Origin of the sequence: Pseudoalteromonas porphyrae, from assembly GCF_001298125.1 — a bacterium.
In the GTDB taxonomy this organism is placed as follows: Bacteria; Pseudomonadota; Gammaproteobacteria; order Enterobacterales; family Alteromonadaceae; genus Pseudoalteromonas; species Pseudoalteromonas neustonica.
In genome coordinates this window covers 54156-66554 of record NZ_LHPH01000028.1, presented here as the reverse complement: position 1 = coordinate 66554, position 12399 = coordinate 54156, and the positions used below count along the sequence as shown (strand labels likewise).

At 38.7% G+C, this 12399-nt stretch carries 9 protein-coding genes and 1 pseudogene; 8 read left to right on the top strand and 2 right to left on the bottom strand.

The window, feature by feature from the left end:
* Positions 1-227 (top strand): annotated as a pseudogene (locus ADS77_RS21825) (elongation factor Tu); the annotation flags it as partial.
* A gap of 707 nt (positions 228-934) precedes the next feature.
* Here ADS77_RS21825 and ADS77_RS18770 read toward each other — a convergent pair.
* Complete coding sequence (locus tag ADS77_RS18770) at positions 935-3007, bottom strand: TonB-dependent receptor (protein WP_235575808.1); 2073 nt, start codon at positions 3005-3007, stop codon at positions 935-937.
* A 267-nt stretch (positions 3008-3274) separates the two neighbouring features.
* Here ADS77_RS18770 and ADS77_RS18765 point away from each other — a divergent pair, with 267 nt between their 5' ends.
* From ADS77_RS18765 to ADS77_RS18745, 5 genes are all read left to right on the top strand, one after another.
* A complete protein-coding gene (locus ADS77_RS18765) occupies positions 3275-4075 on the top strand; it encodes a VOC family protein (RefSeq protein WP_054204955.1) in 801 nt (266 codons plus the stop codon).
* A gap of 441 nt (positions 4076-4516) precedes the next feature.
* A complete protein-coding gene (locus ADS77_RS18760) occupies positions 4517-5182 on the top strand; it encodes an SDR family oxidoreductase (protein ID WP_054455802.1) in 666 nt (221 codons plus the stop codon).
* A gap of 116 nt (positions 5183-5298) precedes the next feature.
* Entirely contained in the window at positions 5299-5661 is a 363-nt protein-coding gene (locus ADS77_RS18755) for a hypothetical protein (protein ID WP_054204937.1), read from the top strand.
* A gap of 3 nt (positions 5662-5664) precedes the next feature.
* Entirely contained in the window at positions 5665-7998 is a 2334-nt protein-coding gene (locus ADS77_RS18750; RefSeq protein WP_054204936.1) for a fatty acid cis/trans isomerase, read from the top strand.
* Positions 7999-8110: 112 nt separating this feature from the next.
* Positions 8111-9841 carry a response regulator gene (locus tag ADS77_RS18745; protein WP_054455800.1) on the top strand — a complete coding sequence of 577 codons (1731 nt, stop codon included), beginning with the start codon at positions 8111-8113 and terminating at the stop codon, positions 9839-9841.
* 21 nt (positions 9842-9862) lie between these two features.
* Here the strand turns inward: ADS77_RS18745 and ADS77_RS18740 are convergent, their stop codons facing one another.
* The gene (locus ADS77_RS18740; protein ID WP_054455799.1) at positions 9863-10480 is read right to left on the bottom strand and encodes a hypothetical protein; all 618 of its coding nucleotides are present in this window, start codon (positions 10478-10480) and stop codon (positions 9863-9865) included.
* A gap of 741 nt (positions 10481-11221) precedes the next feature.
* On the opposite strand from ADS77_RS18740, the gene ADS77_RS22770 reads away from it, so the two are divergent.
* Both ADS77_RS22770 and ADS77_RS22895 read left to right on the top strand, forming a co-directional pair.
* Positions 11222-11494, top strand: a complete 273-nt coding sequence (locus ADS77_RS22770) for a hypothetical protein (protein ID WP_235575807.1) — start codon at positions 11222-11224, stop codon at positions 11492-11494.
* Between the two features lie 417 nt (positions 11495-11911).
* Positions 11912-12040: a hypothetical protein gene (locus ADS77_RS22895; RefSeq protein ID WP_268794919.1), complete on the top strand. Its 129-nt coding sequence runs from the start codon at positions 11912-11914 to the stop codon at positions 12038-12040.
* Positions 12041-12399 lie beyond the last annotated feature (359 nt).

The window sequence follows — 12399 nt, the reverse complement described above, 5'->3', positions numbered from 1 at the left end:
ATACTCCATTCTTCAAAGGTTACCGTCCACAGTTCTACTTCCGTACAACTGACGTAACTGGTGACGTACAGTTACCAGATGGCGTAGAAATGGTAATGCCTGGTGATAACATCAAGATGACTGTAACTCTAATCTCGCCAATCGCGATGGATGAAGGTCTTCGTTTTGCTATCCGTGAAGGTGGCCGTACTGTAGGTGCTGGTGTTGTAGCAACTATCGTAGAGTAATAATTAACGTTTAAGTTAATTATTAGAAAAAGGTCACTTCGGTGACCTTTTTTAATGCCTGAAATTTACGTTATGTGAAGGTGGCGCTATTACTCTACAGTAGGTGCTTCGTAGCAACTACTGTAGAGTAATAGTTAGCCTAGCTAATTAATGCTAAAAAAACCCGAGCATAGTCTCGGGTTTTTTAATGTCTGCGATTTACGTCATGTGAAGGTGGCGCTATTACCTTAGACGTAGGCGCTTTGTAGCAACTATCGTAGAGTAATAATTAACTTAAAAGTTAATTATTAGAAAAAGGTCACTTCGGTGGCCTTTTTTAATGCCTGCTATTTGAGCTTTGAGCGGTAAGTTTTAAGTCGCTCGGCGTTAACTTTATTACTGGGGTGCTTGGGTTTAATTTCACAAAATCCGAGGGAGATAAAGCGTTTATACCAATCGTGTTAAGTTAATGACCATTTATAGCGAAAGATAAATACAGTGATAACAAGGCAGAAATTTTGACATGTAGTAGTTGTTCTCGGCAATTGCTCCTGCATTGCACTACCTCCTGCATCCATGCAGTCGTACATGAAAAATTACTAACGCATTTAGGGCTTTATTTAGTCCGTTAGAATGGTTAAATATTTAAGCCGATTGGTGTTAGATTGTGATTTATTAAAAAAGAGCACCGCAGTGCTCTTTTTAATATTTAGTAGTTATGTATATGCTTAAAAACCAAGCTGCCAGTTTACGCTGATAACACGTCCAGTTCCTGAGAAGTAACGTGTTGCAGATGGATTTGTTTGACCATAATAGGTTATATAAAACTCATCAGTAAGGTTATCAATACCCACACTAAATGCGCCGAATTGCTCAGTTTGATAGTTAACAGACAAGTCTAGCGTTGTGTAACCATCAAACTCACCGCCGGTATTAAAGTCACGATCGAATAAGGTACTCACTTGCAAGCGACTATCAATATTATTTGACCATTGTTGCTGCCAATAAAAATTTAAACGTGTTGGTGAAATGTTACTGCCGGCTAAATCGCTTTCTACTTTATTATCGCCATCACCATCATATTTACCTTGCGTATCAGCAAAGCTAGTTCCAAATGTAGTGGTGTCATTTAAGTAGTACTGGGCATTAAGCTCGAAGCCTGATATTTCAGTCCGCTCACGTTTTACACTGTAAATACCATCTGCGTTAGGTTGTAAGCGGGCCCCTAATTTAGAGGTCGACTCAAAATAACTGGCTTTGAAGTTTAATAAATCATTTGAATATTCAAAACCAATTTCACGATTGTCGGAAATAACAGGTTCAAGGTTTAAAAAACTTTCTACAGATAAAGCAGGTTGGCTAATGCTACGCAGTACTCGCCCTACATCAGCCATGCTAAAGCCTTCGCTGTAACTGGCGTATAGGCGTAAATCATCAGTAACTTTATAAACCACACCAAGGTTACCCAATAACTCGTTAAAACTAGGGTCACCACCTTTTACAAACTGGCTACCGTATGAGGCTAGGGTCGTGAAGTCATTAATTTTCAACTTTCCGTATTCGTAACGTGCGCCAAGGTTAAGGGTCCAATCTTCAAATCCATCAAAGCGCAATTGCGCGAAAGGCGCTGCATTAGTAAATTTGGTTTCAGGTACCCAATTACGGCCTGTTTGTGCCAGTTCCTGATAGGTTTCATCGTTAAGTAAGTCAAGGCCAGTAACAAGATCAAAATTGCTGCCAACTAAATTATCTTTAGCATACGTGAATCGGCTACCAAATTTTTGTGATTTATTTTGCGATTGGTCAAAAAGTTCACCAATGTAATCTGGATCTTGGAAAGTCGCAAAAATACCGCCGCCATACATAGCGGCAAAGTCTTGCATAAACACTTGGACAGATAACTGACCATTTGCCAAATTATTATGGTTATAGTCAACAGTGGCTGTGGTTACACGGTTACGCGGCGTATTACCCGCAACATTACCTTTTTTAGCGCTAGTAGGGAGATTGCTAGCGGGATCACCTTTAATGGCGGCATAATTTCCCTTGCCTTCAATTTTATAGTGGTTGAGCATTGCGTGTATGCTTTGCTCATTATCTAACTGGTATTTAGCTTTAAAAAACACATCTAGGCTAGTTGAGTCTTGAGTATCACCTTGCGTGCCATCAACACCGACAAAATCACCGTGACCGTCACGATACATGCCGGTACTACGCGTTGAAATGCCCGCAACGATACTAAGATCATCTTTTTCTTGGCTAAATATATAACTCGCTTTATAACTTTGTGTATCATTTCCCCCTGCGGTTGGCGCGCTAAAGCCTGCGCTCACATGATGGTTATTTTCACCAGGTGTTTTAGTAATGATATTAATAATACCGCCGCTGGCACCCATACCTTGAATTGCATTGGCACCGCTTATCACCTCAATACGTTCTATCATCGCAGGATCAATAGTATTACCATCACGCGAACCATTTCTTAGCGGGTTTGATTGAGGTACGCCATCAATCATGTAGAGCGGTTCACGGCCACGCAATGTCTCACCAGAAGAAGTCATTTTTTGGCGACTTGGTGAAAAACTAGGTAACAAATTACCTAGAATTTGTGATAAATCTTGGGTATGCGCAAGTTGTTTTGCAATATCTTCACTGCTAATAACATTAATGGTAGCAGGAACGGTACTTACCGGTGCCGTACTACGTGTTGTTGATACTGTGATCCGTTCAATATCTGTTTGAGGATTAGCAAGTGTAGCTAAAGGCGTTAATAGAAAAGGTAAATAATATTTAAAGGTCACAATAATTCCGCTATTTGTTATAGGTAGTAAAAATCGTTCGTATTTATACATTTATTTACTTATTTTATCAATCTCGAGAATTACGCAGAAAATGAGGTGAAACCAATTTAATTCTAATGTTTCTTACTAAACTGTTGTGATTAATATAATTAATTGTGTGTTTATGTCGTGGCTATTAAAGTGGCGAAATAGGAAAGGTGATAAAAAGTTGGCAAATATAGCTTTCTCCTTTAACTTTAATATATGTATAACACGAGTGAGAAAACAATGAGCGATAAAATAACAAACCATCCACACGGTGTTTTCTGTTGGTCAGAATTGTGCACATCTGATTGGAAGAACGGTAAAGCATTTTACACTGAGCTATTTGGCTGGGGAGCAGATGATCAACCTATAGGCGACGATCTTTATTACACCATGCTACAAAAGCAAGGTGATGACGTGGCTGCAATGTACCAAATGCCTGTGGATCAAGCCCAATCAGATATACCAAGCCATTGGTTGGCGTATATAGCCGTCGATAATATTGATAGCGTGGCAGAGCAAGCAAAGTTACTCGGTGCAGAAATTATTGCTGGCCCCCATGATGTAATGGATGCTGGCCGTATGGTGCTATTAAACGAACCCGGAGGTGCGCTTTTTGCTCTTTGGCAAGGTAATCAGCATAAAGGGAGTAAGCGATTAGGTGAATTAAATACGCCATATTGGCATGAATTAGCCACTAGAAATAGTGAAAAAAGTCGCGCTTTTTATTGTCAATTATTAGGCTGGGAAAGTGAAATAACACCTATGGAAAACATGGATTATACTTTGTTTAAAGTCGATGGTAAGCCTGTAGCTGGTATGCTTGAAATGACAGACGAATGGCCTGCGGAAATTCCAGCGCACTGGATGATTTATTTAGCTGTAGATGACTGTGATAGCTATGCATTAAACGCACAGCAACTCGGAGGAGAAATATGTGTACCACCGACAGATATTCCTGACGTTGGTCGGTTTAGTGTGATCACAGATCCGCAAGGGGCAGTGTTTTCGATTATTACCTCCACAACGGATGATATAAAGTAAAGGTAGGGTATGTTTATCTTTTGAGGTTAAATTTGCTGCTGTGTGTTTGGTTTTTAGGCAAAGCAGCGCCTATGGTGTGCTGTTTCCCATAAATAGGCGATAACGCAGCATAAATGCCAAACACGCGCTGCCCAAAGGGTTCTGACTCGGGGCTATTTACCTACATGGGGGTAAGTAAGGGGCGTGAGCAGGACGCACAAGCTTTGCTCGATTCTTACTTATTCTGACATGGATGTGAGCCAGTAGAATAACGCAGGAGCAGTTATCGAGCTCACTCGATTCCAAACCTCGCGCCGCGATTAAATCGCCCCTAGATTGAACAAATTTCAACCCCACAGGGTAAGTAGACCCTCATCTAATTTATTAAAAAGTACCATGGTGCTTTTTTTATTTATATTTGCCCCAAAGTCTTACCTATTGATTGTTTATTGGAGCAAACGTATGACAAAGCACGTAGTAATCACAGGCGCAAACCGCGGTATAGGTCTTAATTTATGTCAGCAATATTTGGCACTCGGGTATGCAGTAACAGCCGTGGTCCGAAGCCCAACTGCCGAGCTTAAAGCTTTGGGTGTAAATGTGATCAGTAATATAGATGTTGCTAATTCAGCTGATATAGAAACGCTTGGCAACCAACTAGAGGGCCAAAAAGTTGATGTGTTGATAAATAATGCAGGTGTTTTCCACAATGAAACTCTAGCTGATATTGATTTTGATACAATTAACCAACAAATAGCGATAAATGCAGTTGCACCAATCAGAGTAACTCATGCGTTGCTTAACTGCCTTAGTGTTGATGCAAAAGTAGCGATGATAACCAGTCGTATGGGCTCAATTGCTGATAACGGCTCGGGTGGTTACATAGGTTATCGAATGTCAAAGGCTGCACTAAATGCTGCATCAGTAAGCTTGGCGCATGAATTGAAAGGCAAGCAAATTGCCGTTGGGCTATTTCATCCCGGTTTTGTACAAACACAAATGGTTAATTTTGCAGGTGATATTTCTCCTGAGGATGCAGCAGGGCGTTTAATACTGCGGATTAATGAATTAAACATAACGAATACGGGAGGCTTTTGGCACTCAAATGGTGAGACCTTGCCATGGTAAGCACCGCGCAATAACAAATAAAACTGGCTCCTTTATCGAAAGCCAGTTTTACTTTAAATAAATTATTTTTGCTATAATGCTTGCATATCAACGATTTTAGTATTTGAGAGCAGAGCATGGAACTTGAGCAAAACAGTAATTTAACCCTCCCGTTATTCCTTTTTGATGACACGTTAAATTCACGCGATTTAGAAACCCCCGACTTACTGTTAACAGTGGTATTAGACGAAACAGTATTAGCCCAGCTGTGTCAAAACCCGGGCGAAGACAGCAGTATTGGCATTAGCATTACTGATTATCAACTAGAGGCAAGCTCGCCTTTATTTTTAGACTTACTTAACCACGAACATCAAGCCCAATTAACGTTAACGCACGGTCCACTATTGAGCGCGATGCTTGATACGGATTCAGGGCAAACATTTGTATCACCGCAAATGGATATGATGCCGACGTTTGATCTTGGGGATGAGGACGAGTAAAAAATGAAGAAGTCTCTATTAGTAAGCTTTTTGGTAATAGTAATGAGTGGCTGCGCCTATTTAGGCGCTGCGCATTACGATGAAATATTTGGCCAAGAACAGATTCAACCACGAATAGTTGCACATAACACAGGCAGCGGAGCTGAATTTCTGCAGCATGTAAAACCGTTATTAGATACGCGCTGCGTAGTGTGCCATGGTTGTTATGATGCGCCTTGCCAATTAAAACTTTCATCGCCAGAAGGTATTGATAGAGGCTTAAGTAAAGACCTTGTTTACGATGGCACGCGTTTATTAGCCTTGAACCCAAGTCGATTGCTTTTTGATGCAACGGATACGCAGCAGTGGCGTGAAAAAAACTTTACCCCTGTATTGAACGAGCGTGCGCAAACTGAGCAAGCCAACTTAGCGGGGAGTGTGCTGTATAATAGTTTGCTTTTAAAAATGAGCTCACCGTTACCGAAAGAAGGAGTACTAGGTAAGGAATTTGATTTTTCTCTTGATCGCAAACAGAGCTGTACGACAATGGGCGAGTTTGATCGTTTTGCAAAAGCTCAACCTCATGCTGGTATGCCTTATGGATTACCAGGGATAACGCAAACTGAATTTAAACACTTAGAAAAGTGGCTAAAAGAAGGCGGAAAAGTAGCGCATATCCCAGCGCCGGATAAAGTAGCGCTAGCGCAGGTTTTACGGTGGGAACAGTTTTTAAACCAAGATAGTTTAAAGTACCAACTGACTGCGCGTTATATTTTTGAACACTGGTATTTAGCAAATATTTACTTCAGTAAAGACGACAATAAAAGTTTTTTTAAGTTAGTGCGTTCCAGTACCCCGCCGGGTGAAGATATTAAATTGATTAGTACGCGTCGCCCCTACGATGACCCTAAAGTAGATCGCGTTTATTACCGTTTAATGCACGAGCGATCAACTATTCTAGCAAAAACCCATTTACCTTTAGCATTAGATGACGCAAAGCTTGCCCGTTTATATACGCAGTTTATTGAACCTGATTATACCGTAACAGCAATGCCTAGTTATAAACCTGAGATCGCATCAAACCCGTTTAAAGTATTTGCTTTAATGCCTGTGAAATCTAAATACCAGTTTATGCTTGATGAAGCTGAACTTATTATAATGGGATTTATTAAAGGGCCTGTATGTCGTGGTCAAATAGCGTTAAATGTTATTAACGATCATTTTTGGGTCGCGTTTGCAGATCCAGATAAAGTTGCCACGCCAGAGGTTGGGCACATGCTGCTACAGCATGAAGATGCGCTTGCACTGCCTGCAGCTGAAGAAAGTAATGCATTACCAATTTCAAGTTGGGTTAAATACGCGAACCGCCAGAGTACTTACTTAGAAGCAAAGGTTAAATTAGCAAATAAAATGTTTAAAAATGGCGAACATTTAACGACCGATCTACTGTGGCGTGGTGAAAATACCAATAACAATGCTGCATTAACAATTTTTCGTCATTTCGATAGTGCGACCGTCGTTAAAGGTTTAATAGGGCAAGAACCAAAAACAATGTGGGTGCTTGATTATGCGTTATTTGAACGTATTCATTACTTGTTAGTTGCAGGCTTTGATGTATATGGAAATGTTGGTCATCAATTACTTACTCGTTTGTATATGGACTTTTTACGCCTAGAGGGAGAGCAAAACTTTCTAGCATTATTACCTAAACAACAGCGCCAAGAATTAAAAGCTAATTGGTATCGTAAATCGCCAACAAGTTTAACCAACTTCTTTAAAAGTGGCGATGAGTTTAGTCAGCCAACGGGTATTACGTACAACACAAACGATCAACAACATGAATTATATAAGCTAATTAAAAGTACCTTAAAGCCAATATTAAGCCCTCGGTTTGATTACACCCAAGTGCCAGAGCCATTACAACAATTGAACGCAATGCCGGCTAAAGCAATTAATTTATTACCACAAGTCTCATATGTTTTAGTAAAAGAAACAGATGGCGAGCATCAAGCGTATACTTTGATTCACCACAATGCACACTTTAATATATCGAGTTTATTGAATGAAGATGGACAACGTGCATTTGCCGAAGACACAATAACAATTGTGCCTGGTTTTATTGGTGATTACCCTGAAGCAATTTGGTATTTGAATAACCAAGACCAAGTGACTGAATTTGCGCAGTTACTCCCAATGATGCAAGTTGAGGCTGACTATCGCTCTTTAAAAAGCCGGTTTGGAATTCGTCGTACCAACCCTGAGTTTTGGCTGTACAGTGATATTTTGCACAAAGTAGCAAAACAATATCGAGGGATTGAATATGGACTGTTTGATTATAATCGTTTAGAGAACCGCTAATTTAAAACATTTGCGTCACTTTAAGGGGAGGCTTTAAAGTGACAATACACAGTAAAATGGTGGTTGTTTATCATTGGTAGTCTACACTTAGACAAAAAGAGATGAGCCCGCAATGTTACAGATAATTGCTAATATTCGATCACGTTACCGCTGGGCATTACTAGCGATAGCTATACTCAGTACTGCAGCCGCATTGCTGATGCAGTATTTATTTGCAATACAAAAAGATGAATCACTGGTGATTAACATTGCAGGTAAACAGCGTATGCTCTCACAAAAAATTGCTTGGTATAGCAATATAATAAATGACAGTCATAAGCTACAACAGCATCCCAAATACAAAGAGGCCCTTGAAAATGCAGTTACTGAGTTTCAACAAGGTCACCAATTTTTAACGAAACAAGATCAGCAAGGTCATTATCTTTATCTAAATACAGAGTTGGAAGATCATTATTTTTCGATGCCTGATATGCTCGCAATACAAAGTGAGCAGTATATTCTTACTGCGCAACAAATATTAAAACAGTCAGAATCGAATATTGCTAATCTGCATATTTTTAGCCTTGATGAAGCTGAATTACTACTAACTAAACTAGACGACGCAGTTACTTTGTTTGAGCAACAAACGACTCACAAAGTAGCGCTAATATCTTATTTAGAGCTCTCTTTTTGGCTACTAACATTACTGCTATTGATGATTGAATTGAAATTTATTTTTCAGCCAATGGAACGTCAAATAATCGCAACATTAAATAAATACCAACAACAAAAAAAATATGCAGAACAAATCAGCCAAAACAAGGAACGGTTCATTGCGCGTACCAGTCATGAATTTAGAACCCCATTACAAGGGTTGATGCATGCAATTGATGAGCTAGAAGTTAACACAGCGCAACAGGCTGTAAAACAACAAGCGCAATACTGCGCTAATCGCCTTATCAATATGTTAGATGAGTTACATGAAGCCCAGTTGATAAATAAAGGTTTGTGGCAACTCAAATTGTCTCGTGCGAATGTATTAGATAGCTTACAGTCGGTGGTTAATTCGTATCAATTTGCTTGCACACAAAAGCAACTCGCTTTATTTATAAATTTATCGCCAGAGCTTGACTGTGATGTGGAGTTGGATCATCCCCGTTTGCAGCAATTGGTTGGCGAGTTACTGAGCAATGCGATTAAATTTACAGATAAAGGCAATATAACGGTATCTGCATCCATACATAAAATGCAGCAACTGCATTTAACAGTAAGTGATACCGGGACGGGATTTTTAGGGGATTCACCAGCGTTTTTTTTACAAAATGAGACGCAACAAAATCACTTTCAAGGCCTGCAAATGGGGCTCTCTCGCGTGCAGAATATAGTTTCGGCACAGCAAGGAGATATCGAATTTTTAAGTAACAAACCTTACGGTGCAAAAGTGCATGTGGTGTTACCTGTTAAAGTCGCAAATGCCGGTGATGAAACTCAATTACCAGTAAATTTACATTGCCTAGTTGTTGAAGATAACCCACTTAATGCAATGATATTAGGGCGTATTTTGGCAGAGTTAAATTACACTTATGACATGGCTGAAAATGGTTTAATTGCAACGGATAAAGTAACTGAATCTCAGTACGATTTAATTTTTATGGACTTAAATATGCCCGTAATGGATGGTTTTCAGGCGATTAAGGTTATTCGTCAAGAATTAAAATCGCAAGTGCCTATTATTGTCGTCACTGCAAATACCTCAACCGCTGATTTAGAGAAGACCTACGAATTGGGCGTCAATAATCATGTATATAAACCGATTAATGCTGAGTATATTAAAAAAGCCCTTATTGAAGCTGTTAAGGGCTAAACTATTTATTTGCTGACAAGGTTAGCGAGTGATTTTAATATCACCTACGCCCACTTCAACATTAATAGAATATTGACCATTACCACGGTATAGTGTTTCAGAACTTACCATTTTACGGGTATGCTGAGCATCATTTTTCATGTTAGATACACGCGTGTCGCCCACACCACTATCAAGTTCAATACGTTTGTAATCATCAAGTTCGCTGCGAATACGCACCGCACCAACACCTACGTCAATATCGGCTGAGTTAGCAAAATCATTGACTTCAATATCGCCCACGCCAAGCTCTAAATCAATAGCCATGCTCGTTGGTAAACTAACAACCCACTTTTGTTGGATGTCGTCATTATCTACATTTAGGCTTAATTTATTGGCGTTTTGTTGATGATCTAACGTGATACTTTCAAGATCAATCTCAGATTTGAATCCGTTATTGTTTTTAGCTTTAAACTCTATCGATACTTTAACATTAGAGCCTTGGTGAGTCGTCAGTTCTAAACTGCCAACAGGGACATTAATATCCAACTGCTGTTGCCCTGAAATATTAAATGTTTGCTCAATATGTGGCTCAGCATGAGCAAAAACACTGGTTGTTAATAGTGCACTGGCGGCTGTGAAAAGTAAAAAATTGTTCATAGTATTGCTCATTATTAGTTGGTTTATAAGTTAGACGCAGTGACGTTTAAAAAGGTTTAAAAAGGTTTAAATTAATTTTTACCATCAGTAGTTATCTTTATCAAAGTCATGTATTTTCAGGTTAAATAACGTAGAGGATCGTTTAGTGCAATCAATTCAACTGCAAAATATTACAGCTCGGTTAGGCGCTGAAGAGCGAGATGGTTACCTGCTGAAAGGTATAAGCTGGCAAGTAACAGTGGTGAACATAGGGTATTATTAGGTGGTAATGGCGCCGGAAAATCCGCAATTACAGCAACTCTATTATTTTACTAGCAAAGAAAAGGTTCTAGATGCTAGGCATTAGGAAAAGCCACTTACTTCTCAATCAATAAAAATAAACTGGCTTAAAGTATATGGATAGTAAACAGTTACATAATTTGTTATTAATGAGTAATGTATATAAGGGTACGCGCCTTTTGTCTAAAAGAGGAAGGTACTCTTTGATTGAATTGTTAGATATATCACATTGGGGCTACTATGGATGCAATGACTTGGGGGTTTGCTGGTACGCTTGTAGGGGCTACAGCAAGTATTGCTACTACCGCGATGACAAATTAGATTACATATAAAACTTCAAGAAACACCAAAATTCAAGATCGAGAAGAGCGTGCAAGAGTATTCCAAAGAGAAACGTTACTTGAATTACAAATTGAAATTCGAAAATATATTCTCATCTGTTCTCGCTCATATCGATCAAAAATGAAAATTTACGACTTAACTTGTGAATGGAAAGAGCATATTCTTGAAAATTTAGATGAACAATTATTTGAGTTGAATTCAAAAACATCAATTTTAATTCAGCGTGTATCAAACGACAAACTACGCAATAAATTAGATGAACTACAAACAGCAGCAACCAAGTGTAATAGGTCTAAAAATGAATGCGAGGCTGAAACACATTATGTTGCTTATTCAGATATTTATGAAAAGTTGCATGAACAATTAGGCTACGAATTGAGAAGTTTATACTAGTCAGAATGCCTAATAGATATAAGTCTTAACCAGTCGATAGTAGTCTTTTTGGCCGCTTTATACAATGATGGTCAATTCTAAATCAATAAACAAATTCGTTCACTTCCTCTAAAGCGCAGCGCCTATTAATCTTTTTGAAAATAATTGCTTAAATTTTTTTGCATAATAGAGGAAAGAATGCTCATCCGGTAGGTCGTCATTTATGGCGACAGTTTTTAGTTATTGTATTTTACGCGCTAAAGCACGACCTACGCCAATCCCTGACTTTTAGTTACCTAACATACTAACTTAGATTTTACCTCTTAAGCGCAGCGCCTATTAATCTTTTTGAAAATAATTCGCTTAATTTTTTTGCGCAAAGAGGAAAGAATGAGAAGTAAGTGAGGGTAATTTAGCGCTTATTATTGGTATGTTTAAATGTGTAATCAAATCGGTATTGAAGTTAAAGCAGCCCGCTTGGCTATTAATAACCAAGCGGCTGGATTGTTTATCCGTGGTTGCTTACAGTCGAGTGACGGTAAAACCGTGATCTTTAAATTGCTTTAATAAATCGTGTTACTCTGGTAAATACAGTACTAATACTCAGAATACTTATTCAGAAGACATCCACCCTAAAGGTTGTATTTTTCATATTTTTTACTGGTTTTTAATTAGTATGAAAAACAAATAGCTTCACAAGAAGTTACTGTGAAAGTCTAAACAGAAAGCAGCGAGCGAATCGCATAGAACTTGAACTACTCATTAAAAAATTAAAGATGCAATCATGCAGTGATTTTCATGCATGTAATTTAGGGTTTTCAATGATATTTACTCATTTAATGAACGATGAGCGAGTAGTGATAAAAAGAGATAATTTTTAGCCCAAATAATACTAAGATGACATCTATCTTAAATATCGTATTTAT

Excerpts from the sequence above, each read along its gene's own strand:
- ADS77_RS22895 (WP_268794919.1), top strand. The coding sequence starts at position 11,912 with ATGTGTAATCAAATCGGTATTGAAGTTAAAGCAGCCCGCTTGGCTATT.
- ADS77_RS18740 (WP_054455799.1), bottom strand. The coding sequence starts at position 10,480 with ATGAACAATTTTTTACTTTTCACAGCCGCCAGTGCACTATTAACAACC.
- ADS77_RS18750 (WP_054204936.1), top strand. The coding sequence starts at position 5,665 with ATGAAGAAGTCTCTATTAGTAAGCTTTTTGGTAATAGTAATGAGTGGC.
- ADS77_RS18745 (WP_054455800.1), top strand. The coding sequence starts at position 8,111 with ATGTTACAGATAATTGCTAATATTCGATCACGTTACCGCTGGGCATTA.
- ADS77_RS18755 (WP_054204937.1), top strand. The coding sequence starts at position 5,299 with ATGGAACTTGAGCAAAACAGTAATTTAACCCTCCCGTTATTCCTTTTT.
- ADS77_RS18765 (WP_054204955.1), top strand. The coding sequence starts at position 3,275 with ATGAGCGATAAAATAACAAACCATCCACACGGTGTTTTCTGTTGGTCA.
- ADS77_RS18760 (WP_054455802.1), top strand. The coding sequence starts at position 4,517 with ATGACAAAGCACGTAGTAATCACAGGCGCAAACCGCGGTATAGGTCTT.
- ADS77_RS22770 (WP_235575807.1), top strand. The coding sequence starts at position 11,222 with ATGAAAATTTACGACTTAACTTGTGAATGGAAAGAGCATATTCTTGAA.